General features: G+C 31.8%; 19 protein-coding genes. 4 read left to right on the top strand and 15 right to left on the bottom strand.

What is annotated here, in order from left to right; all coding sequences use genetic code 11:
- Nucleotides 1-19: 19 nt before the first annotated feature.
- The 5 genes from I6U48_RS13685 to I6U48_RS13665 all read right to left on the bottom strand — a co-directional run bounded on the left by I6U48_RS13685 (nucleotide 20) and on the right by I6U48_RS13665 (nucleotide 6058).
- Nucleotides 20-1528 (bottom strand): sugar ABC transporter ATP-binding protein, encoded by a 1509-nt coding sequence (locus I6U48_RS13685; RefSeq protein ID WP_218321024.1) that lies wholly within the window; start codon nucleotides 1526-1528, stop codon nucleotides 20-22.
- 342 nt (nucleotides 1529-1870) lie between these two features.
- On the bottom strand, nucleotides 1871-2920 hold the full coding sequence (locus I6U48_RS13680; RefSeq protein ID WP_218321023.1) for a sugar ABC transporter substrate-binding protein: 1050 nt from the start codon (nucleotides 2918-2920) through the stop codon (nucleotides 1871-1873).
- 13 nt (nucleotides 2921-2933) lie between these two features.
- Nucleotides 2934-3935: an ABC transporter permease gene (locus tag I6U48_RS13675; RefSeq protein WP_218321022.1), complete on the bottom strand. Its 1002-nt coding sequence runs from the start codon at nucleotides 3933-3935 to the stop codon at nucleotides 2934-2936.
- 204 nt (nucleotides 3936-4139) lie between these two features.
- Nucleotides 4140-4793, bottom strand: a complete 654-nt coding sequence (locus tag I6U48_RS13670; RefSeq protein ID WP_218321021.1) for a cobalamin B12-binding domain-containing protein — start codon at nucleotides 4791-4793, stop codon at nucleotides 4140-4142.
- A 29-nt stretch (nucleotides 4794-4822) separates the two neighbouring features.
- Nucleotides 4823-6058: a uroporphyrinogen decarboxylase family protein gene (locus I6U48_RS13665; RefSeq protein WP_218321020.1), complete on the bottom strand. Its 1236-nt coding sequence runs from the start codon at nucleotides 6056-6058 to the stop codon at nucleotides 4823-4825.
- 165 nt (nucleotides 6059-6223) lie between these two features.
- On the opposite strand from I6U48_RS13665, the gene I6U48_RS13660 reads away from it, so the two are divergent.
- Nucleotides 6224-7135, top strand: coding sequence for a helix-turn-helix domain-containing protein (locus tag I6U48_RS13660; RefSeq protein WP_218321019.1), 912 nt, complete (start codon nucleotides 6224-6226; stop codon nucleotides 7133-7135).
- Nucleotides 7136-7278: 143 nt separating this feature from the next.
- Here I6U48_RS13660 and I6U48_RS13655 read toward each other — a convergent pair whose 3' ends face one another.
- The 10 genes from I6U48_RS13655 to I6U48_RS13610 form a co-directional block, all read right to left on the bottom strand.
- Entirely contained in the window at nucleotides 7279-9744 is a 2466-nt protein-coding gene (locus tag I6U48_RS13655) for an ASKHA domain-containing protein (RefSeq protein WP_246615343.1), read from the bottom strand.
- A 76-nt stretch (nucleotides 9745-9820) separates the two neighbouring features.
- Nucleotides 9821-11515: a methyl-accepting chemotaxis protein gene (locus I6U48_RS13650; RefSeq protein ID WP_218321018.1), complete on the bottom strand. Its 1695-nt coding sequence runs from the start codon at nucleotides 11513-11515 to the stop codon at nucleotides 9821-9823.
- Nucleotides 11516-11668: 153 nt separating this feature from the next.
- Nucleotides 11669-12475, bottom strand: coding sequence for a methyltetrahydrofolate cobalamin methyltransferase (locus I6U48_RS13645; RefSeq protein ID WP_218321017.1), 807 nt, complete (start codon nucleotides 12473-12475; stop codon nucleotides 11669-11671).
- 60 nt (nucleotides 12476-12535) lie between these two features.
- Nucleotides 12536-13177, bottom strand: coding sequence for a cobalamin B12-binding domain-containing protein (locus I6U48_RS13640; RefSeq protein WP_218321016.1), 642 nt, complete (start codon nucleotides 13175-13177; stop codon nucleotides 12536-12538).
- 102 nt (nucleotides 13178-13279) lie between these two features.
- Complete coding sequence (locus tag I6U48_RS13635) at nucleotides 13280-13600, bottom strand: L-rhamnose mutarotase (RefSeq protein ID WP_246615342.1); 321 nt, start codon at nucleotides 13598-13600, stop codon at nucleotides 13280-13282.
- A gap of 57 nt (nucleotides 13601-13657) precedes the next feature.
- On the bottom strand, nucleotides 13658-14698 hold the full coding sequence (locus tag I6U48_RS13630) for a uroporphyrinogen decarboxylase family protein (RefSeq protein WP_218321015.1): 1041 nt from the start codon (nucleotides 14696-14698) through the stop codon (nucleotides 13658-13660).
- 28 nt (nucleotides 14699-14726) lie between these two features.
- Nucleotides 14727-15665 (bottom strand): ABC transporter permease, encoded by a 939-nt coding sequence (locus I6U48_RS13625; protein ID WP_218321014.1) that lies wholly within the window; start codon nucleotides 15663-15665, stop codon nucleotides 14727-14729.
- A 26-nt stretch (nucleotides 15666-15691) separates the two neighbouring features.
- The gene (locus tag I6U48_RS13620; protein WP_218321013.1) at nucleotides 15692-16660 is read right to left on the bottom strand and encodes an ABC transporter permease; all 969 of its coding nucleotides are present in this window, start codon (nucleotides 16658-16660) and stop codon (nucleotides 15692-15694) included.
- 29 nt (nucleotides 16661-16689) lie between these two features.
- On the bottom strand, nucleotides 16690-18195 hold the full coding sequence (locus tag I6U48_RS13615; protein ID WP_218321012.1) for a sugar ABC transporter ATP-binding protein: 1506 nt from the start codon (nucleotides 18193-18195) through the stop codon (nucleotides 16690-16692).
- 109 nt (nucleotides 18196-18304) lie between these two features.
- Nucleotides 18305-19291 (bottom strand): sugar ABC transporter substrate-binding protein, encoded by a 987-nt coding sequence (locus I6U48_RS13610; protein ID WP_218321011.1) that lies wholly within the window; start codon nucleotides 19289-19291, stop codon nucleotides 18305-18307.
- Between the two features lie 358 nt (nucleotides 19292-19649).
- On the opposite strand from I6U48_RS13610, the gene I6U48_RS13605 reads away from it, so the two are divergent.
- Genes I6U48_RS13605 through I6U48_RS13595 form a run of 3 tightly spaced genes read left to right on the top strand, consistent with a single transcriptional unit; the run spans nucleotide 19650 to nucleotide 23723 of the window.
- On the top strand, nucleotides 19650-21257 hold the full coding sequence (locus I6U48_RS13605) for a response regulator (protein WP_218321010.1): 1608 nt from the start codon (nucleotides 19650-19652) through the stop codon (nucleotides 21255-21257).
- A gap of 17 nt (nucleotides 21258-21274) precedes the next feature.
- Nucleotides 21275-23086 (top strand): sensor histidine kinase family protein, encoded by a 1812-nt coding sequence (locus I6U48_RS13600; protein WP_218321009.1) that lies wholly within the window; start codon nucleotides 21275-21277, stop codon nucleotides 23084-23086.
- Nucleotides 23087-23105: 19 nt separating this feature from the next.
- On the top strand, nucleotides 23106-23723 hold the full coding sequence (locus I6U48_RS13595) for a HutD family protein (protein WP_218321008.1): 618 nt from the start codon (nucleotides 23106-23108) through the stop codon (nucleotides 23721-23723).
- Nucleotides 23724-24304 lie beyond the last annotated feature (581 nt).

Raw genomic sequence — 24304 nt, 5'->3', positions numbered from 1 at the left:
CAATTCTTATAAAAATAAATCAAGCCAAATGAGTTCCAATCATAGTGCTTAACTCATCATAGCTGTATTCTCTATCATTTATCCCCTCACAAGTACCAGATACACAAAAGTTTTTAAATACTAATGTCCTTCTAGATAATTTGCAAAGCTCTGGCATATCGGAGGAGATTAATATTATTGATTTGCCTTCAATCTTTGCTAAATCCCATATTATTTGATGTATTGCCTCTTTTGCACCAATATCAACTCCAACAGTAGGCTCATCAATTATCAAAATATCACAACCTGCTGAAAGCCATTTTGCTAAACTAACCTTTTGTTGGTTTCCTCCACTTAGCTTGCCAACTTCATCATGAACACCTGTTACTTTAATTTTTAAAGCATTTACCATCTTCTGTGCTTCATCTTTTTCTTTGGTTAAGTTGACCATTTTTAAAAATTTATTTACAATTAGTCTCCATATAGTAATACCTATATTAGTTTTCACTGTACTACTAAGTATAAGACCTTCTTCTTTTCTGTTTTCCGAAACATATCCCAACTTGTATTTATACAAGCTATCTGCCATTGATGATATTTTAGCTTTCTCGCCATTTATAAATATTTCTCCAGAATATTTCTTATCTTCACCAATAAGTATTTTAGCTAATTCAGTTCTTCCGGAGCCAACCAGTCCGTAAAACCCTAATATTTCACCTTTATATAGTTCAAAATTAAGATTTGCGAATGTACCTTCTTGATATAAATTCTTTACTTCAAGCACTTTTTTACTCTTATCTACATCAAGCTTACCCATATAAATGTCTTTTGTTTCTCTTCCAATCATCATCTTAATAATTTGTTGTTTAGAAAGATTTTTACAATCTTCTGTACCTATATACTTGCCATCCCTTAAAACTGAAACTTTATCACATATTTCAAGTACTTCTTCTAGTTTGTGAGATACAAAAATAAGTGCAACGCCTTCATTTTTTAATTTGTTAACTATTTCAAACAATTTTGACGCCTCATGATTTGTAAGGGAAGAAGTAGGCTCATCTAAAAGCAGCACTTTAGCATTTGATGCTAATGCCTTAGCTATTTGAATGAGTTGCTTATGAGCGGCGCTAAGTGGTCTGATCTTGTCCCTCGGATCTATATTTAACCCAACCATTTCTAAATATTTTTTAGAATCTGCATTGATTGCATTCCAATTAATTTTCCCGGATTTAGAATACCAATTCAATTTATCAAGCATTATATTCTCACCAATACTGCTCTCTGGTATAACTTGAATTTCCTGCTGAACAATACTGATCTCATTATCTATAGCATCTCTATAGTTCCGAAAATTAAGCTCTTTCCCATTTAAAAACATCTTACCTTTATCTGCTTTATATATTCCACATATTATCTTAATAAGAGTACTTTTTCCTGCACCATTTTCTCCTAGCAGAGCGTGAATTTCGCCTTCCTTAAAGGTTAAAGATACATTATCTAGCGCCTTTACGCCAGGAAACTCTTTAACAATACCTTTTAGCTCTAACATATTCAATCTCCTTATATATGAAAAATTTTATAATTATAGATGCTGCAAATATTTAGAGGACAGAGGACAATTGACATAGGACAGTGAAGGAGGATTTTTCTCCGTTTCTCTACAAAAAATCTTTAATTTTAAAAAACTACTGTTTTATTGTTTTCCACGAGTATCCTCTGAGTAAGCGACGTTTTGCATTAGCAAAACGAGCCTAAAAAACAAATTAGTTTTCTGACATAAGGAAGAAAACTCTCCTTCATTGTCCTCTGTCCTCTGTCAATTGTTCTCTAAAAATATATCCAATAATTCTTGTAGTATAAATTAAATATCTGCTTGGTCATCTATAGTCTATTATTTTTTTTCTAAATATTTTGTCTCTAAATTTGCTTTTATCTCCGCAGTTTTCTTGGTTAACTCATCTTGATAGTTAGTGGCGTTAGCTTTAGTAACAATAACTGTTCCTGTATCTACTCTATATTGCCCAGCCTTAGGTTTCCACCCTGCAGAAAGATACTTAAGAAGCGTACAAGACAAGTACCCATGTCCATATGGATTTTGAGAAACTGTTGCATCCATATACCCATCTTGGATTGCCTTTATTACTATTGGGTCTGTATCTATTCCTATAGTGTGTATAGTTCTTGTATTGCCCTTCTTTTTAATGTCTGCCATTACCTGAGCTATACCTACGCTGGTTGTATCTCCTGTTGCAATGATTCCATCAACCTTATCAATATTTGCAGCTACTGAATCTTGAATCTTTTGGACTGCCTCTTCATTACTCTTCATACCTGAAATTTCTTGAATAATTTTCACATTTGGATGCTTTTTAACAGCTTCTTCTACTCCTTCTTTTCTGAGTTTTGTATTTGCATCTTCAAGTACTTCGAGAACATTTATTATGTTTCCTTTATCTCCCATTAGGCTAATTAATTTTTCAGTAGCATCCATTGCTGCTTGCTTGACATCGGTGCCAACATAAAATTTAGCCTTTGTAGGCTCTGTAGTGGAGGCTCCAAAATTAATTACATTTATTCCCTTTGAATCAAGTTCATCTATTAACCCATTAGCTGATGCAGGATCGCTTGGATATATTGCAAAATATTTAATTCCTTTAGCTGCAAGCGCTTCTATGTTTTGACTTTCACTTTCCTGCTTCCAATCCGGACCGATTTGCTCAGTAACTGTAATTCCAGTTTCCTTTTGAAAGCCTTCAACACCTTTTTTTACATCTTCAAAATATGGATGAGGTGCAGACGCATACCATGCTATTTTTAAGTCAGTTTTATTGCTCCCTTCAGAGTTCTCTTTTGCTGTACTGCCGCAACCTGTAAGAGTAGCTCCCAAAAATACAGTAGTTGCAATAGTAGCAATGACTTTTGATAGATTTTTCTTATTCATTAATGACCCTCCCTTAAATTTTTTTATATGAGTTAAACTTAAGCCTGAAGCTCTCAAAAAATATGGCAAGCATTATGATGATTCCAAGGAATGTCTGCTCGAAGTAAACATTTACATTCATCATAATTAAACCGTTATTGATAAGTGCTATCATAAATGAAGCTGCAAACAAGCCAAGTGCAGTAATCTCTCCACCTGAAAGTGCTGTTCCACCTATTATTGCTACTGCAAAGGAGAATATCATCCAGTCCCCTCCTGTAGAAGGTGGCGCTGAACCTAATCTAGAAATCCATAAAACTCCAGCTAATCCAGCAAATACTCCTGATAAAACATGACATAATAAAATAATATTATTTGTCTTTATCCCTGACATACGTGCTGCAACTTCATTACCACCAGTAACTAGTATTTGTCTTCCAATTACTGTGTACTTAAATACATACCATACTATAATCAGTGTCACTATCATAAGCCAGAACAGATAAGGCATACCTAAAAAACCTTCTCTTCCAATGGTGGTAAAAGATGTTGGTATCTTCGTATATGGATAACCTTTAGAGATACCATTAACTAAACCTGTAAAAATAAAAGAACTAGCAAGCGTTACAACAAAGGAATTTAGTTTAAGTTTAACTACAACGAATCCATTTAATAATCCACAAATTCCTCCAACTAAAATTGCAACTATAACTGCCGCCCAACTGGGCATTCCAAGTACCTGCACACTATAACCAAAGGCTACAACACATATTCCTCCTATGGCTCCAAGAGCAATATTCATACCGCCTATTATAATTACTATAGCTTGTCCAAGGGCTACAAACAGGTATAAAGAAGCGGTTCTAGATACATTAAATATATTATATGATGACAGGAAACTTTCTGTAGTAATTGCAAATACCAATATCAAAAATAACGTTGCAATTATTACACTTATATCACTTCTTTTTAGTAGGCTGGAAATAAAGCTTTTCTTCGTTTTTACATTTTCATTTTTTGCTACTTCAAAATTCAAGTTAGATCACACTCCCATTTAATAGATACCCAAGCTAGATATTTAACTTATACGCAGGGATGTATTGACATTCTTAAAAGCACATTAAATACTTCGCTGAAACCAAAGATATTTATAATGCCGTAAGAATGCCAATGTATCCAGCCATATAAGTTAAATATCGTCTGTGGGTGTGTATATAATAATTTTATTTCCTCCAGATACCTATATAGACTTGATTTTCAAATCTGAAATTAAATATTCCCTGGCTTTTTCCGCTGCTGTAGCTGCATCCGGAGTATATAAGTCTGCTCCTACTTCTTCTGCAAATTCGCTTGTTACAGGAGCTCCTCCAATCATAATGTAGTAATTTTCTCTATTACCTGATTGATTGAATAAATTCACTACTTCCTTTATATGTGGCATTGTCGTTGTAAGTAATGCTGATATAACGACTATATCTGCATTTATTTCCTTGGCCTTTTTAAGAAATTCTTCTGATGGCACATCTATACCTAAATCATATACTTCAATACCAGCACCCTTTAACATCATTTTTACAAGGTTTTTTCCTATGTCATGCAAATCCGCTCTTACTGTTCCTATAACTGCTTTTCCAATAGGCTTAATTCCTGTTTCAGCTAAAATTGGCTCTAAAACTTGAAGACCTGCACTCATCGCTCTTGCTGCAATAAGCATTTCCGGCACAAATATTTCGCCATTCTTAAATTTTGTCCCTACTTCAGCCATAGCTGAAATCATGCCCTCATTAAGGATAGCTGCTGGATCTAATTTTTCTTCAATTCCTTGCAGCACAAGTTCTTTTACCTTTTTAAAGTTTCCTTTTTCAACCATAAGCGAAAGTTCTTTTAAATCCATTTCTATTTCCTCCTAAATATCACTTAATTCTATCTATACTCGTTTACAGCCTCAAACATGGCGATTACATTTTCTGGTGGAACATCTGGCATAATATTATGAACAGGATTGAATATGAATCCTCCCCCAGGTGCTAATATCTCTATGTTTCTTCTTACATGATCCTTTATTTCTTCTGGCTTTGCATGATTTAAAATTTTTCTTGTATCACATCCACCACCCCAAAAGGTTATGTCTTTGCCAAATTCTTTTTTCAATCTTTCTGGCTCCATGTCTTTTGCAACTGTTTGAACTGGATTTATAATATCGTATCCAGCTTCTATTAAATCTGGTATTACCTTATATATAGAACCACAGGAATGAAGAAAAGTTTTCATATTACTGTGCTTATGCACATAAGCATTAAGTATTGTATGATGAGGTTTAAAAAGTTTTCTATATAAATCTGGAGCCATAAAAGGACCGCTATCCATTCCAAGATCATCTCCAAATCTTATAATATCAACTATATCACCTACAGCTTCACATACATTTTTTAATGAAGCTAAATGTTTTTCCATAAGTGCTTCCACTAATTTTTCTATTTCTTCAGGTTCAAGTAAAATATCCATTAAGAAATTATCTATTTTCCTTAAAAAGGTTCCCCATTCAAAAAGATTGCAGCCACAAGTTATCATTAGGGCCTTGTCTGTATTTTTTCTTAGTTCAAGGGTTCTTTCTCTAAGAACTTCCCAAAAGTTATCTTCAGCTGCGTGATCCCATGGGCTGTGAACTAAAGCCTGCCACAAAACCACATTCATTGCCTCACTTAAATCTTTGTAGTTTTCTGGATAACCATCTATATAAGGAAAAACCGTTTGATCAAAAAACGTTGCACCATATGGCATCTTAGCAATTATTTTGCCATGTTTAGAACATGTATAAGAACCATCTGGATGACGATCTGGCTTAAACCATGTTGGATATTGCACTACTGTTCCATCATAAAGGGTAAAATCATACCAATCTGTATCGTTTACATTGAATACCCGCCCAATATCTAATACATCAAGATTTAAAGCATCTACTAATTCCATCTCTGGTTGAGCCACTTGCTGTACTACATCAAATACTTTAGTTTTTCTATTTTTTAATTCAAGCTTATTTACAAGCCTGCTGTGAGCTATGGCTGATATACCTGAACTAGGATTAGATCCCAAATCAACTGCTAAACCATCTGGCTCCCTATGGTTCAGTGAGCTTAAAACTCTTTCTCTTGAATTCATGTCAACACCTCATTTTTCTAAGTATTCTTAATTTTTTCAACTTTCTATATTAAAATTATAGTCACAATTCTTTGCTTATTGAATAATCAAAAACGAAGTGTATTTGATAAAAAACGAAGTCAGCAGTATAATCATATTGTATTGAATTTTATGGAGGGATCTATTATGGGAAAAAATAATCTCCCTATAACAGAGCATATATGTGGAAAAAGAATAGAAGATAATTTTGGCATGTACTCTATTTTCTGTAAAACTGGAACTTATTGCTCTTTCGGAAATGAACAAATATCAAATCAACTTCATTATCATAATAGCTATGAATTATGCGTGATACTTTCCGGATATGGTAAGTATATTTATAATGATAAAATCTATGAATTAGCTCCTGGGGATTTAATAATAGCAGATCCAGGTGTAAAACACGAAATACAAGGTATTGCTTCAAATAAAGAGCTACTATTAATATATTTTTTTATCAATATAAAGGTAAATTCAATTTCCCTTACAACTTCGCAGAATGATAAACTTATAAATAATTTTCTATGTGGGCATAAACCAATAGTAAAACATAAGGAGCAGCTTTTTGCATACTTAGGCTTTGTGGCAGATTACAATTCCATAAGTATAAGTAAAGGTTCAAATTATGGAACATACCAGGCAATTAAAAATTTAATATTAGAAAGTCTCTTATGTCTATCAAATCACAATTCAGCTAATGCTTCTTTTACTGAACAAAGCACTCTTGAACAAGCATTAGACTATATTGATGCTAAGTTACATACAAAGCTTTCAGTAGAAAGTATAGCCAAATATTGTTGTACTTCTAAACGCAATCTTGAGTATCTATTTAAAAATCATCTATCAAAGACTATAATAGGCTATATTAATGAAAAGAAGATTGAACTAGCATGCCACTATTTATCCATGTATTACAGTATATCTGATACCTCAGCTCTTATTGGAATTTCTGATTGTGCTCAATTTAGTAGATTATTCAAAAAGTATAAAGGAGTAAGTCCCAAAAAATATCAGGAACAGTACTCCTCTATAGACACAATTTTAGGAAGGCGATTATAAATGAAAAATAGACGCATATAAAAAACACCTTTTGTTAATAATATTGCAAAATTATTATCAATAAAAAGTGTTCTTTTATTTTTATTATAGATAATTACAGCAAATATAGATCCCATATCAGATATTTATATTTTCAGTACCCTCTACTCAAGCAACATAGAATCAATAAAATACTCCTGAAAATCACTTCTTCTAGATAGTTCTATATAATTTGCTTTGCGAGAAATCTCCAATGCTTTATCTCTTAATTTCTTTGACATTAAATACATTTTAGCACCAGCTCCTGAACAATTTCCAATAGACCTTATCCTATCTTTTAGTTCTTTAGGTATCATTCCAATGGTTATGGCACTTTCTGCATCCATATAGCTTCCAAATCCCCCACCAATATACATTGTCTCTATATCTTCTAGCTGTATATTTTTTTCCTTTAAAAGAATTTTAATTCCCGCACTTATTGCAGCCTTAGCTAGTTGAACCTCTCTTACATCCTTTTGAGTAAAAGTTATAATTTTGTTGTTCATCTTATCTTCTGCCAAAATAAATTCTTTCATTTTACCTGTATCCATTAACCTGTCCTTATATTTCTCTCCCAGTTCATTTTTATCAATAATTTTACCTGTGCCATCTATAATGCCATATTTTAAAAATTGTGCCACTGTATCAAGAACTCCCGAACCACACACTCCTATTGGATTTTCTCCTCCTACAGTCTCATATACCTTATCTTGTGACAAATCGATTTTACATATTGCACCTTTTATTCCACCAACACCATGCTTGATATTTGATCCTTCAAAAGCAGGTCCTGCAGCAGTGGAACAGGTTATAATCTCGCTTTTATTTCCTAAAACCATTTCCCCATTAGTTCCAAGATCTAGCAGCAGGGAGTGTCCTTCCGAATTCAGCATTCCACTAGATAAAATTCCTGAAACAATATCACCACCTATATAGGCTGAAATCCCTGGTATAATACTTACTATACCTTGAGTTATAATACCAAGTTCTTCAGCTTTAATTTCAAGAGCCTTTGTAACTACTGAAATATATGGAGCCATAGCTATTTGCTTGCAAGGTAGTCCAAGCAATAAGTGAATCATAGTAGTATTTCCTGCTATAACTACATCATATATATTATCTTTACAGATACTATTTCTAGCACTCAATGTTTCAATTATTGAGTTAACTTGTCCAATTATGCACTGTCTCAAAGTATTTAGTCCTTCCTTATTTTCAACAGTAAAATCGATTCTTGAAATAACATCGGCTCCATAAATTCTTTGCATGTTAATTTGTGGTTCTACATCCATAACTTTACCATTATTCATATCTAAAAGGTATGCTGCTATAGTGGTAGTTCCAACATCAATAGCTAATCCATAGATCTTTTCCCTCTCATCACCTTCTTCTATGTGTATAAGTTGATTTTTATAAATTGCTGCTGTGACATCAAAGTTATATTTTCTTAATTTTTCACTTACTGTTGCTAAATCTTTAATTCCAATAAGTAAATCCCTTATTCCACAAGCATCGCTAATTCTCTTATAATCATCTCTTTGATCTTCAATGGAAGGTTCCTTCATAACTAAGTATTTTTTCTTGATCATTGAATCTACATCAAATTCATATTTCTCCATGGCTACCGCAATATTCATTTTTTCGTTATCTACAGGGATTATTAGCTCAGTAGTTTCACTTATATTTATATTACAAGATAACCTAATTCCCTCCTCTATTTCTTCCTTACTTAAATGTTTTATATCTAATGATGTAGGCTCTTTAAGTCCCTTTATTAATTTCACCTTGCATTTTCCGCAAGTTCCTTTTCCACCACAAGGATTATCTATGAATATTTTATTTTCTCTTAGTATATCAAGTAAGTTTGTCCCAGACTCTACTTCCATTACCTGTTTATCTACCTTAAGCTTAATTTTTTTATCCATTCTATACGAACAACTTTTCAATTTACATTCACTGCATAAATGTTCACTTTTAGTAATTCCTATATTTTCACCAAAGCCAAATATTCCTGAAGTTGATTTTATTGGCGTCATGAGCAATGATTCTGTAAGCCCCACTTTTGTAAAGTTTTTATCTATACATTGAAAGAGTTTTTTCTGCTCTTCAAGTGCCCACTCTTTATCTCCTGGTGAAAGCTTTTCTGTTATTCCTATACTGCTTCCTTCAATATGCTCTACCATACTAATCCAAAATAATTTATCTACATATGTAAGTGCAGCAATTCCTATGTTGTCCATAATCATTCCTCTTAAATAATCATCGCCATCAAAGGCTTCCTTTATCCTTTCGTCTATTTCTCTGCCCAATGTTGTAACAGCAGCTACAATATATTTGCATTTATTTAATTTTCTTGATATAAATTCTCCACTTAAGAAAATACCATTTTTCAGTATAACCTGACTATCCTCTATGCTCTTTATATTTATTTTTTCATAATAAACTACTGAATTTAAATAATTTCTACATGCTTTAATTTCTTCCCTAATAGCCTCTATTATTTCTTCGCCTGGTTGTGAATCCCTATATCCTAGTAACCTTATTATTTCTTTCTCTTCAACAATTAAATCTATTCCATTAAAAACGTTCATGAACTATCTCCCCACAAAGTTTTTTGAAAGTAAGCATTACATATAAATCCATTTAACTACAGTATCTTTCTATATATTACAAATTAAACTTTTTTACTACTTCTTCCATATTGACTGAATCTTCAACTAGAGCATTAGTAGTTTCTATCATAAGCTCAAGATTAGATATTTGCTCTTCTGTTGAAGCTGCAATCTCCTCACTGTCTGCAGCAAAAGCTTGAATAATTTCATTATTGTATTTGCTTTCCTCACTAATTTTCTCCATAGCATTTAACAGATTGCTTATACTTGATGAAATTACTTCTACTTCAGTATCCACCTTATTGTTACAATTTTCAATATTATTTAAAAACTCTTTAGTTGAAGCTATTCTTTTTACTGCATCCTTTACATTTAATACTGCACTATTCATTTCCACTTTGACCTGCTGTGTTTGATGCTGAATACTCTTTATTACTTCGCTAATTTGTTTTGTCGCCTCACCTGACTCCATAGCTAGCTTTTTAACTTCCTCAGCAACTACAGCAAACCCTCTACCACTTTCTCCAGCTCTTGCGGCTTCAATTGCAGCATTCAAAGCTAAAAGATTTGTCTGTTCCGCTATGGCTTTTATAAAGTCAACTATATTGCCTATTCGTTCAGTTTTTCCGCTTAAATCATCTAAAGTATTAGCTGAAACTTGTATGGAATTATTAATTGAATTAATCCTATCAATAAAATTGTTAATATAATTGGAACCTTCCTCGGATACTTTTTTTGAATCTTCTGATAATAATAACGCATTTTCTGTGCTTAATGAAATATTATTCATCAATTTATAAGTTTCTTCAATAATTACTGCAGTATTATTTGTTTTTTCAGCTTGCTCCGATGCACTCTCTGCTATATTCTGTATTACTAAAGCAATTTGATTATTAGCTTTAAAATTTTGTTCAACATTTTTACTTAAACGATTAGAAGAATCAAAAACCTGTCCAGCTACTCCTCGTATTTTAATAGTTATTTCCTTCAGGCTATTCTTCATATCATTAAATGCAACAGCTAAAATTTTTAATTCATCATCAGATTTTACTACTACATCCCTACATTTTAAATCTCCATCTCCTATTTTCTTTGAAATCTCCGTTAATCTTCTCAAAGCTTGTGATATATAGTTAGATAACCTAATAGAATATACCATTGCCAAAAGTATGACTATTCCAATGAATACTACCATGATACTTGATATTTGGTAGTATTGCCTATTAAGCCTTTGTATTTCAGCATTATTACTTTTGGTCTCACTGACAATTAGTTTAGAAATTTCATTATCTATAAAGCTATTAGTTTTCTTAGTTTCTTCATATTTATCAAAAGAATCACTCATATTAACTTGTTCTTCAACATTCAAAATGTCTTCGATAGTATTAAAATACGCATTACTTAATCTACTAATTGCTTCTATACTTGCTGTTGACTGACTATCCTTTGATACATTCTTTGCTAAATAATTTTCTTTTTCATATATCTTATTCTTAAAGCTTATATAATTTTCTTTCATTTTCTTTTTATCTTTTTCATACATTAATTTATTGCTGAAGTTAGTTGTGTATTCATCAATAGAATCTTGAATCTGATTAGAGGTCATAATAAAAGTTAACATATTCTTATATTTATTATTATAAGAAATAGATATATACATTTCCACTATAATCACTCCAACAAGACATAAAATTATGACTAAAAAACCTATCCTAATTCTTAAAGCAATTGATTTTAACCTTAACACCACAATTATCCCCCCGGTTTAATACTGCGCACTTTTTAAGCTAAATATATATGAATAAATAATTTAACCTAATAAAATAAATAGTCAGTAACCTCCTTTTTAGCTCAATCACTACAATAATCCAAGACAAAAGAGTTTACTGACTATAAGTTTATTTTAAGGGGTACTTAAATCTATTTTACTGTTTCTATATGCCTGTAAGTAATTCATACAGAATTCATCTCTTCCAGCTAAAGTTTCTGCTGTTATTAGACCTGCCATCATAGCTTTATCCAAAGGATTTACTATAAGTCCATCTAATCCTTTGCAAATTGCCATAATAGCAAAGGTTTGATTAATAAACTTTCTTGCTGGAAGACCAAAGGATATATTAGATAAACCACACATTGTATGTATACCCTTAAATCTAGTAGTGATAGCCTGTATTGAATCTAAAAATTCGAATCCAAAAGTATCGTTAGTTCCAATAGGTTGAACCAGTGGATCTATGTATATATTGTCTATTAATATATTATGCTGAAGCAATCCATTTACTAATTTATCTGCAATTCTTAATCTTTCATCTGCAGTTTCAGGCATACCATCTGAATCCATACAAAGGGCTACTACCTTTAAATCTGTACCTGCTATTATAGGCAATATAGCCTCATATCTTTCCTTTTCTAACGAAATAGAATTTATCATTGAGCTTCCTTTATGAACAGCTAAAGCTGCTTCTATGGCTTTAGGATCTGGTGAATCTATGCAACAAGGAACATCTAGTTCTGATTGAATGCCCTGTACCAGCCACTTTAGGTAATCAGATTCCTTTCCTACAAATATACCTGCATTAACATCTATATAATCAGCACCTGCTTTTTGTTGTTCCTTTGCTACCTTCCTTATATAATCAATATCATTATCTTTTATTGCCTGTGAAATAGCTTTACGGCTTGCGTTTATTAATTCACCAACTATTATCATAATATATCCTCCTCTACAATGTATCTTTAAAGTGTATGTCTAAAACATACACTTTAAAATTTAAACTTTTACTGAAACTAAATATTCCTTAGCTTTTTCTCCTGCTGTTGCTGCATCAGGAGTATATAAATCTGCTCCAACTTTTTCTGCAAATTCTTCTGTAACAGGAGCCCCACCAATCATAATATAATACTTGTCCCTAACAGAAGATTTGTTAAATGAATCTATAACTTCCTGTATATATGGCATTGTTGTTGTAAGTAATGCAGATATAACAACAATATCTGCACCAAGTTCTTCTGCTTTTTTAACAAATTCCTCTGCTGGTACATCAATTCCTAAATCATAAACTTCAATACCAGCACCTTCAACCATCATAGCACAGAGGTTTTTACCTATATCATGTAAGTCTCCCTTTACAGTTCCTATAATTGCCTTACCAATAGGCTTCACGCCTGTTTCTGCTAAAATTGGTTCTAGTACCTGCAGTCCAGCACTCATAGCTCTTGCTGCTATAAGCATTTCTGGTACATATATTTCATTATTCTTAAATTTTGTCCCTACTTCAGCCATAGCCGAAATCATACCTTCGTTAAGTATTGTAGCTGGATCAATCTTTTCTTCAATGGCTTGCACCACAAGCTCCTTTACTTTTTTAGCGTTACCTTTTTCTACTGTAAGTGAAAGTTCTTTTAAATCCATTTATATTTCCTCCCTATATAATACTTTTATTAAATTTAATGGAAATGACATGAATATTTATAACCATACATAACTCGATCTTCTGTTTCCATACAAATATATTTAGTCTAAATGGAACACCTCTTCCATTTCAGCCCACCATTCACCCTTTTTACGAGTTTCAAGCGGAATATGACATGGCTTTGTTACATCCCACCACTTTTGAGTTGTAGGATCATCTGCCATCCTCTTCATATCACCCTCATAATCTATGCCCACATATTCAAAATAACTAAATAAATAGCCATCCTTATAATATATTGAGTAGTTTTTTATATTACATTCTTTAATCATTTTAAGAACATCTGGCCATACCGAAGAATGAAGCTTAACATATTCATCTAACATACCTGGCTTTACCTTTATTACAGAACCGCATCTCATAATTTTTCCCTCCAAATGCACTTATGTCAGTCTTAAAGTGTGGATTTTTTGCTTGTTTTATATTGTTTCTTTTACAGCATCAAATAAAGCTGCAACATTCTCAGGTCTAATATCTGGTAGTATAGCCTCATGACTAGGAGAAATAATTAAACCAGTTGGGAATATCTGTCTCAGCTCAAACACCTTATCTCTAACTTGCTGGGGAGTTCCATGAACCAATAGATTTTGAGCATCTACTCCTCCACAAAATGAAGCAATATCTCCATATTTTTCTTTTAAATTGTGAGGGTCCATACCTTTTGCAAGTGCTTGAATTGGGTGGATAACATCGACTCCAGCGCCTATAAGATCTGGAATAACTTCTACTATAGATCCACATGAATGATATAATACCTTTAGTCCATAACTTTTAGCTTGTTCAACAAGTTTCTTTGCTCCTGGGATAACAAATTTTCTTATTGAATCCGGCGACAACATGAGCCCTGCTTGACTGCCTAGGTCATTTCCGATTAAAACTGCATGAAGCTTACCTTTTGTAGCTTCAAAGAATATTTCATTTGCCCTTAAATAGAAGTCTAAGATTTTTTTATCTACAGCTTCATACATCTCTGGCTCTATAAGCATCTTTACAAGAGCTGTTTCCATTCCAAATGCTGCACAAGTGTCTTGAAAATGTGCTGACCATATTACGCCTAAAGTCGGACGATCCTTTGGAGCTTTCTCAACAGCATTTAGACATTCTTCTTTAGAAATATATTTTTCTGGATCTGGCCAGTCAAAATCATTAATTAGATCAGGATCTGAATAATCTTCAAAGAAGCCTGGGGCAGTAAGTGTTCTTGCATCTTCTACTCCATCAAAATTCTTTTTTGCAAAGTTAAAAGCTGCATAAATTGCATTGCTGTTTGGAGAATGGTATGGAAGTTCAACAGGATAAGCATCATCATCAATTTTAGCTTTTAACTCATCAAGATTGCTTACTTTAAAATAGTCAAATAATCCCTTGTATGCTTTGTGATCTGGTATTCCCAGCCATGATGCTGGCCTATCTACCGGTTTCCTTTCAATAGTTGCATAAAAACGTTCGAAATGATTCATATTAATTTTCCCTCCCAATAATTAATTCTTAATTTTTGTTCTTTTTATAATAACTATCTGCTGCAACAACTGCTATAAGTATAATACCTTTAATTGCTGTTTGATAATATGGATATATATTCAAAAGACTGAAAGCATTTGTAAGTATGCCAAGTATCAACATACCTAACACTGTTCTAATCGCATTACCTTGACCACCAGCTAAACTTGTACCGCCTATTACAACTGCTGAAATAACAGTCATGGCAGCATCTTGAGCATTATTAGGTGCTGCTGTACCAAGTCTTGAGGCAAGCAGCATTCCTCCTATTGCAGCGGTTAAGGAAGTGGCAATAAAAATTGATATTTTATAAAATTTTACATTTATGCCTGTTAATCTAGCAACCTCATAGTTTCCACCAGTTGCATAAATATTTCTGCCATACTTAGTCTTTATAAGTAAAATTTGAGTAATAGCAACAAATACAAAATATATAATTACAGGATAGGGTATTCCAGCTATTGTTCCATTTCCTATTTCAATTAGTGCATCACTAGTACTTTGAACCGGATTTCCATTACATATCTTTAAAGCTACTCCATAATACACTGTCATGGCACCCAATGTAACTATAAAAGAATTTATTTTTCCTACAGTTACTAAAAATCCATTTATCAAGCCCATAGCAATACCTAATACTAATGTAATCAAAATAGCCATTGCCAATCCAACCTTCGGTTCAAGCATAACCATAATTAAACCACTCAATGCTGCAACGGAACCTACTGAAAGATCAAAATCACCACATATTATTGCAATAGTCATTCCACAAGCGATTAGGCCATATATTGACATTTGTGTCAACATATCAATGAAATTTACCGTCGTTAAAAATACAGGTGATAAAAAGGACATTATTATAATCATAACTAAAAGCAGCATTAACATTTTCTCTTTTAAGATATTTTTCCCTATAGTTAAAATCATTTGGCGCACCACCCCTTCATAATAAATTATTTTTTACTGTCAAACCATACCGCTAAGAGTATTATGATACCTTTCACAATATACTGATCGTATACCGAAAAGCCAAACAAGTTTAAGATATTTGAAATAATGCCGAGTATCAGAACACCTACACAAGTTTTAAGTACACTTCCTTCTCCTCCTGATAAACTTGTACCGCCTATTATAACTGCAGTAATTGCATCGAATTCATATCCAACACCTTGTATTGGTGATGCCCCCATAGTCCTTGCATTTATAACCATAGCTGCAATTGCTGCCGCTGTACCTGCAATAACATAGGTTGAAGCCTTAATTACCTTAACATTTATTCCAGAAAGTCTGCTAGCTTCATAGTTACCTCCTAATAAGAATACCCCTCTTCCAAATCGAGTCTTTGTAAGTACAAAATGACATATAAGCGCAATTATTATAAATATTAGAACAGGCATAGGGATGGGTCCAACAAAGCCCTTACCAATAAAGTTAAATATAGGTGAATTACTTCCTCTTAAGGTTACTCCTCCAGTATATAATAATGCTAAAGCTGCAAGAAAAGACTGCATACCAAAGGTTATCATAAAAGCATCACCACTATCTCCATTGATTACAGCCATTATAGTACCATTTAAAAGTCCTGCCAAAATTCCTATAAGCAGAGCTGCAATAATAGCTACTGGTGCAGATACCGCACTTTGAATGCCTATTACTATAACTCCTGCAAAAGAGAGTATGGAACCTACTGATAAATCAAATCCTCCACCTATCATTACAAATGTCATTCCAACTGCGAGTATACCGTTTATTGATATTTGTCTCAGGATATTCATCATATTTGTTCCAGTTAAAAATGACGAGGACGCTATCGAACACACAATCAAAAGAAAAATTAGTGCAATAAATATTCCATATTCTTTTGCTAATTGATTTAAACTCACATTATTTGTTTTAAGAATGTTTTTATTAATTTCACTCATTAATATCCCCCCACATTGTACTTATTTCACTACGAATTTTCAGGAGTACAAATGGCATATTCCATTATTTTCTCAGGACTTGCACAATCTTTTGAAATTTCCCCTTTAATTTGACCTTCATGCATAACGATAATCCTGTCACTCATTGCAATAACCTCAGGCATTTCAGATGAAATCATTATTATAGATTTACCTTCTTTTATTAGTTCGTTCATTATACAATAAATTTCATACTTTGCTCCAACATCTATTCCTCTTGTAGGTTCATCAAGAAACAAAATTTCGGAATCTGCGAAAAGCCATTTGCCAATAACAACCTTCTGTTGATTTCCACCACTTAAATTAAGAGCCTTCTGTTTAGATGAAGGCGTCTTTATAAGAAGTTTATCTACATATATTGCGGCAGCTTTTGATTCCATGTCTTTTGATAATAATCCTTTTTTGCAAATTTTTTTCAATTTAGTAATCGAAATGTTAGATTTAATAGAAAATTTAAGCACAAGTCCCTGCTGCTTCCTATCTTCAGTTAATAAAGCCATGCCATTTCTTTTTGCATCTATAGGATTTTTTATTTTTACTTTTTTACCTTTAATTTTTATTTCACCGGAATCTATTTTATCTGCACCGAAAATTGCTCTTACAAGTTCCGTTCTTCCAGCTCCAACTAAGCCTGCTAGTCCTAATATTTCACCCTTATGAAGCCTGAAACTGATATCTTTTAGAACATTTTTACGATTCAAGTTATTTACTTCCATTATAACTTCATTGAGTTTCACAGTTGGTCTTTCAGGATATTCTCCTTCTTCCATACTTCTTCCAACCATGCCTTCAATTATTCCTTCTCTATCAATTTCTTTTACAGAACAAGTTTTAATTGACCTTCCATCTCTAAGAATTGTTATCGAATCACAAATTTCAAATATTTCTTCAAGTCTATGTGAAATATATATTACGGTTACTCCATTACTTTTTAAATCAAAAATTATCTTAAAAAGATTATCCAACTCGTTTTTTGTTAGTGTAGCTGATGGTTCGTCCATAACAATAATTTCAGAATTATAGGATAATGCCTTTGCAATTTCCACCATTTGTTTTTCAGCAACGCTTAAATCTTTAACTTTAGTTTTTGGATCAATATCTAAGCCTACTTTTTTTAACAACTCTTTAGTATTATTAAATATATCTACCCAAGAAATCAGCCCTGCTTTTGTACCATACAATCTTCCTAAGAAAATATTCTCAGCTACTGATAGGGTATTTACTAAGTTAAATTCTTGGAATATAATACTAACTCCCGCATTTTGTGCAGATGTAGGAGAGCAAATATTAACTTTTTTACCTTTTATGAATATTTCCCCTTCATAGTCTGTAATAACTCCATTAAGTACCTTCATGAGTGTTGACTTTCCTGCCCCATTTTCACCCATTAGTGCATGTACTTCACCCTTTTTTGCTTCAAAATCAACATGATCAAGGGCTCTAACTCCTGGGTATGACTTGCCTATTTCAACCATTTTCAGAATTACTTCGTTCATTCTCTCCCCTCCAATTACAAAACATAAAACGGCACATCATATCGATATTCATATCGTGAGTTTTAGCCCACGATATGATAAAGTATCAACTATATGACATTTTATGTTATTACCATAACCCCTTAAATTTCGATACATTCTCTTTAGTTACTTTTTCAACTGGGTCTCTATACCATGACTTTAACTGAGTGCCATTAACTGCATCTATAGCACGTCTAACACTTTCAGCACCTTCCCAATCTGGTGGTTGTGTTACAGTTCCATACATCTCTCCCTTTGTAATTGCATTTAAACCATCAATACTTCCACCAATACCTATAAATTTAATTTTATCAGCTTTTTGAGCAGCTTTTGCAGCTTCAATAGCCCCAATACACATATTGTCATCATGACAGTAAATTCCGACTATATTTGGATTTTTGGCAAGCAAATCTTCTGCTGCAGCCATGGCCTTTGCTCTGTCCCATCCACCATTTGCTATTCCTACGATTTTTATATTCTTATTTTGAGCTATTTTATCTTTGAAGGCTTGACTTCTGTATATAGATGCATCACTTCCTGGAGCTCCTTCTATCATTACAATGTCTCCACCTTTATCTCCAAGTGCTGCACTCATTAAGTCAGCAGCGAGTTCAGCCTCTTCTGGCATACTTGCTCCAACATATGTGCTAACATAATCTTGCAAGGTATCTGCTACTCTCATGTTAAGATTTATTACTGGTATTTTAGCTGCTTTAACCTTTTTAAGAGAAGGCAACAACGATTTTGCATCAACTGGATTTAAAATTATAGCATCAACTTTTTGTGCTAGTAAATTTGATATTTGATCAGCTTGTTTTTGAGCATCCCATTGAGCATCCATAACTATCATCTTTGCTCCATTTTTTTCTGCTTCCTTTTTGGCAAAATCTGCACAAGGCATTAGATAAGCTGAGCTCATTCCTGCCATAGCAAGTCCCAATGTTATCTGTTTTTTTCCTTGATTTTTTGTCGTACTTGCATCGCTTCCAGAAGTTTGTGCAGTTTTATTTCCGCATGCTGCTAAAGAAAATGTAAAAATACATGCGACTAATACTGTACATATTTTTTTAAACATACTACCCCTCCATGAACATTTTATTTTTTAGAAATACTAAAAGGTATAAAAAATAACCATAAACCTATTGTCCCCCCTCTGACTTTTAGTAGTATTTTTAAAACCTTTTCATATCCCTTTGAAAACATTAATATTTTTTCTGTAAACTTTCCTTTTCTTGAGTTAATAATACTCAAATTCAAAGCTTTTTTTAATAGAATTTTTTTATGTAAACGGTTAATTTTTTTATGAACTTTTTTACATTTGCTTATTCCTGCATTCTAATAATAGCATTTATAAGAATTTTCTCACATTGTAAGCCCTATATTTTTTTGTTATAATGTGTCTTGTAAAGCTTTTAAATTTGGAGGAAATAACCATGTATAAAATACTCATAGTAGAAGATGAAGAGTTAGTTCGAAAATCAATCGTAAATAAAATAGATTGGAAAGCCATTGGTTTTAGCGAAGTCTTTGATGCCGAAGATGGGGAAGTCGGGCTAGAACTTGCATTAAAAATTAAGCCAGATGTACTTCTTACAGATATTGCAATGCCTTTCATGGATGGATTAGAACTTTCAGAAAAATTATTAAAGGAATTCCCTAATACAAAAATAATTATAATAAGTGGTTATGATGAATTTGAATATGCAAGAAAAGCAATAGATCTTGGAGTAAACAATTATGTTCTTAAGCCTATTATTTCTTCAAGACTTACGGACTATCTTACTAAAATAAAAAATCAACTCGATGAAAAAAACTTAGAAAATAACAAACTGCTCCAAATTAAAAGACAAATTACTGAAACTCTTCCCTTATTAAAAGAAAAATTCTTTAATTCTTTAATAAATGAGGGTATTAGTGAAGAGGAAATTTCTTCTGATCTTAAAAATTTAAATATCAATTTTATTGGGAATCTATTTATTGTATGTGTATTAGAGATTGATAGCTTAAATAACTTAATTAGCAAATGCGAATCTAATTACATATCTTCTTTAAATATTGATTTGCTTAAGATAATTTCTGATTCCATAGGAAACTCTGGTTTTGTCTTTAATGATAATTTAAATAGAAAAGTTATAATATATAGCATTGAAGATTATAAATCGAAAATTTTTGAAATGGAAATTTATGATTCATTACTTTCAATTAAAAATACCATTAAAAATAACTTGCATATTACTGTAACTATTGGTATCGGAACTTTAGTATCACAATTAAAAAATTTAAAAACTTCTTATAATGAGGCTTTAAACGCTTTAGAACATAAGTTTCTTATGGGTGAAAATAATATTTATAGTATCAACAATAAAACAAATGAAACTCTAAGTTTTTATTTTCCTTTTAAAAAAATCGATGATTTGTTATTTAAAGTTAAGTTCGAATCCTTAGAAAGAGTAAAAATTTCTTTCGATTCATTCTTTACGGACTTAATAAACTTTTCAAATATTTCATCAGAGAATATCAAACTTATTATGTTTGAATTAATAAATCAAATACAAAAGCTTCTACTTAATCTTGAAGATAAAAAATCTACAAATCATACATTATATTTGAATATTTATAGGGAAATAAATATTTGTGAGACTTTAGATGATGTAAAAAGACTTCTATGGAAATATGTAGAATCTACTTATTCAAATATGCATGTAGTGGGAAATAACAGAAATTTGCAAACTGTCGAAAAGGCCAAAAAATTCATTAAGGAAAACTATTGGAACCCTGACTTATCTCTTGATACCGTTGCAAATTTTGTTTCTGTTAGTTCCTGTTACTTAAGTATAATCTTCAAAAAAGAAAATAATGAAACCTTCATAGAATATGTTACAAAATTACGAATGGAAAAAGCTAAAGAATTTTTAATTGTTAATAATTTAAAGCCCTCCGAGGTGGCGTTTAAAATTGGTTTTAGAGATCCTCATTATTTTAGTATATGTTTTAAAAAGCATATTGGCTTTAGTCCTTCTGAGTTCAAAAATGCCAAATAGCTTCTGGAGTGAAAATTATGTTAAAGTTGTTTTTGTACAAGCTTAATTTTTTTGTAAATATAAAGATTAAAAATAAAATAATCGTATCCTTTTTCCTTCTCATAATTTGTACTATATGTACTATTAGTGCATTTGTAATCAACGAGTATAGAAACTCTCTAGAGACATATACGACAGTTTATAGTAATCAGGTTGTGGATCAGGTAATTAAAAGTGTTGATTTCTATGTTAATGAAATGCAAAGCATATCCCCTATTGCAAATTATAATTATAATATTCAGAGATATTTAAAAACTGTACAGCCCGATAATCAATTAGATGTTACTATGGATTTTAATAATCTAGTGAATTTTCTTACGGAAATAGAAAGTCTTAGAAGAGATGTTGTATCGATATTTTTGATAGCTAATAATGGTTCTGCAGTGAGTGATAAATATAGCATAAATATTGACAAAAATTATAACTTCACTAAACAACAGTGGTATAAGGATGCTTTTCAACATGATGATAAATCAATAATTGTCAGCCCCCATTCTCAAAGTTACGTAATCAATAGTGACAAATCAGTAGTTTCTTTGAGTAAAGCCGTTAAAAGTTATAGCAAAGATGAGATAATTGGAGTGCTTTTAGTAGACCTAAACTTAGATGCCTTAGAAGATATCTGCAAAAATGCAAAACTTGGTAAAGATGGCTATGTATTTATTGTTGATAAAAATGGGAATATAGTTTATCATCCAGATTATAGTTATATCTCTAAATCTGATGATACCCTTATTTCTGATGTTCTAAAGTCTGCAGAAGGAAACTTTATAAGATCTATAAATTCAGAAAAGCAGCAAGTTACTTTTAAGAGGTACGAGCCTGCCAATTGGACTGTTGTAAGCGTTACCCCATATAGTGAAATAGTACAACAAATAAATAATATGAAAACCTTTATGTTTCTTATTTGCTTTGTATGTCTTCTATGCGCCTTTCTGCTGTCTATATTCATAGCTTCTATGATAACAAAACCATTAAAAAAGCTAGCACATTTTATGAAAAAAGCTGAGAAAGGCAATCTTGACATATCTTTAGATTTTAAAGGTAATGATGAAATTGGAATGTTAGGTCAAAGATTCAATACTATGATTAATGAAATTAGGATACTTATGGAGCAAGTAGTAAAAGAGCAGGAAGAAAAACGAAAATTGGAATTCAAAATGCTTCAGGCACAAATTAATCCTCATTTTCTCTATAACACTTTAGACTCAATTATTTGGATGGCAGAAGTAAATAATGAAAATGTGGTATTGATGGTTGATGCCTTAGCAAAACTTTTTAGAATTAGTTTGAGTGGCGGACAAGAAATGATTACTGTCGAAAGGGAAATAGAGCATATTCGAAACTATCTTATTATTCAGAGTATGAGATACACTAATAAATTTGAATATGAAATCAATGCTGATGAAAGTATACTAAATAATACTACATTAAAATTAATCCTTCAACCTCTAGTTGAAAATGCTATATATCACGGTATAAAGGCCAAAAGACAAAAAGGGTTAATTATTATAAATGCAAAAAAAATTGATAATAATATTCTATATGAGATTATTGATGATGGCGCTGGAATGGATAAAACAAAATGTGAAGAAATATTAAAATATAATCCAAGTAATAATATAAATAAAAGTCATAATGGTGTAGGCCTAAAAAACGTTAATGAAAGAATCAAACTTTATTATGGAGAAAATTATGGTTTGAAAATAGCCAGCGAACCTGGTAAAGGAACTACTGTGCAAATTTTAATTCCTATATCTTTTAATATAATGAACATAAATGATATATAAGAAGAGGTGTAATTAATATATGAACTACAATGTAGAATTACTAAGACAGGAAAATTACAAGCCAACATTTTGGTCTGGAGGCATGGCTACAGAACTTACAACATATCCGTTAAATTCTGATTATGCCAGTAAAAACTTTTTATGGAGATTGGGAGTTGCTAAAATTGATATACCAGAATCTACTTTTAGTAGTCTACCAAAGGTTTCTCGTAAATTTATGGTTATAGAAGGAGAAATAACTCTTGATCATGAGAATAATTACAAGAAATTACTTAACCCTTTTGAGCAAGACGACTTTATGGGCGATTGGAAAACTAAAACTTATGGTAAAGCTACTGTTTTTAATTTAATGACAAGAGAAAATTATAATGGTGAATTATTTCATCTTAATATTAGTCCTTACAAACAGCTTAAATTCGAGTATAAAACTTCATTAAATAAAGATTTAGCAGCAATTTGTTTTTACACTGTAAATGGTGGATTTAACTCTACTATTGATGATAAATTTTTTGAAACTGTTAAAAATGATTTAATTTTAATTAACTGTGTAAATTCAAGCAATACTCATGAATTTATACTTTCTAACAATACTTCAGAAATTACTAATATAATAGTAAGCATAATTTATCGTAATTAATTTATCGAACTCTAAATTACTTCTACATAAAATCTCATACTTCATAATACAAATGAATTACCTGAAACTATAATAGAAACGTAAAAGCAACTAACGGATTTTGTATATCCATTAGTTGTTATTATTTTCTGTAAAGTATTTAAGTGTTACCTAAGCGCAACAGGTTTACATTTTATTTCTTTTAGGGATTATTAACACTAAGGCATACTCATTTTTTCAGACTGCTCATCTGATAGTCTACTCTGCAACTAGTTCTGAACACTTCATTACCTCTCTTTTTTTGAATTTACACAGCTTTGGTATATTATTTTAGTGCCAATCCATCACGTTATGCATTGCCGACCTTTTCTCCGACTTTAATGCATAACTAATAGGCCTGCCGATTGGCGGGCTTAAAATTTTACCATAAAACCCCAAACAACTAAGTCTTTTGTAGAACAACCTCATATCCGAGACTTTCTATAGATTTTATATTCTTCTTAATAATTTTTTCTTCATTTTGATGTCTTAACATAATAACCTGATGTTCTTTAATATTACCTTTCAATGCTTTCTGAAGCTCAGGAATCTTATTTCTTGCA

Source organism: Clostridium thailandense (assembly GCF_019207025.1).
Lineage (GTDB): Bacteria > Bacillota > Clostridia > Clostridiales > Clostridiaceae > Clostridium_AM > Clostridium_AM thailandense.
The sequence above is the reverse complement of the archived record's forward strand: the minus strand, read 5'-3'. Positions and strand labels throughout refer to the sequence as shown.

Coding starts and splice junctions, on each gene's coding strand:
- I6U48_RS13630 (WP_218321015.1), bottom strand. CDS start 14,698: ATGAATCATTTCGAACGTTTTTATGCAACTATTGAAAGGAAACCGGTA.
- I6U48_RS13610 (WP_218321011.1), bottom strand. CDS start 19,291: ATGTTTAAAAAAATATGTACAGTATTAGTCGCATGTATTTTTACATTT.
- I6U48_RS13670 (WP_218321021.1), bottom strand. CDS start 4,793: ATGGATTTAAAAGAACTTTCGCTTATGGTTGAAAAAGGAAACTTTAAA.
- I6U48_RS13660 (WP_218321019.1), top strand. CDS start 6,224: ATGGGAAAAAATAATCTCCCTATAACAGAGCATATATGTGGAAAAAGA.
- I6U48_RS13645 (WP_218321017.1), bottom strand. CDS start 12,475: ATGATAATAGTTGGTGAATTAATAAACGCAAGCCGTAAAGCTATTTCA.
- I6U48_RS13615 (WP_218321012.1), bottom strand. CDS start 18,195: ATGAACGAAGTAATTCTGAAAATGGTTGAAATAGGCAAGTCATACCCA.
- I6U48_RS13605 (WP_218321010.1), top strand. CDS start 19,650: ATGTATAAAATACTCATAGTAGAAGATGAAGAGTTAGTTCGAAAATCA.
- I6U48_RS13635 (WP_246615342.1), bottom strand. CDS start 13,600: ATGAGATGCGGTTCTGTAATAAAGGTAAAGCCAGGTATGTTAGATGAA.
- I6U48_RS13640 (WP_218321016.1), bottom strand. CDS start 13,177: ATGGATTTAAAAGAACTTTCACTTACAGTAGAAAAAGGTAACGCTAAA.
- I6U48_RS13665 (WP_218321020.1), bottom strand. CDS start 6,058: ATGAATTCAAGAGAAAGAGTTTTAAGCTCACTGAACCATAGGGAGCCA.
- I6U48_RS13620 (WP_218321013.1), bottom strand. CDS start 16,660: ATGAGTGAAATTAATAAAAACATTCTTAAAACAAATAATGTGAGTTTA.
- I6U48_RS13625 (WP_218321014.1), bottom strand. CDS start 15,665: ATGATTTTAACTATAGGGAAAAATATCTTAAAAGAGAAAATGTTAATG.
- I6U48_RS13600 (WP_218321009.1), top strand. CDS start 21,275: ATGTTAAAGTTGTTTTTGTACAAGCTTAATTTTTTTGTAAATATAAAG.
- I6U48_RS13595 (WP_218321008.1), top strand. CDS start 23,106: ATGAACTACAATGTAGAATTACTAAGACAGGAAAATTACAAGCCAACA.
- I6U48_RS13685 (WP_218321024.1), bottom strand. CDS start 1,528: ATGTTAGAGCTAAAAGGTATTGTTAAAGAGTTTCCTGGCGTAAAGGCG.
- I6U48_RS13680 (WP_218321023.1), bottom strand. CDS start 2,920: ATGAATAAGAAAAATCTATCAAAAGTCATTGCTACTATTGCAACTACT.
- I6U48_RS13655 (WP_246615343.1), bottom strand. CDS start 9,744: ATGAACGTTTTTAATGGAATAGATTTAATTGTTGAAGAGAAAGAAATA.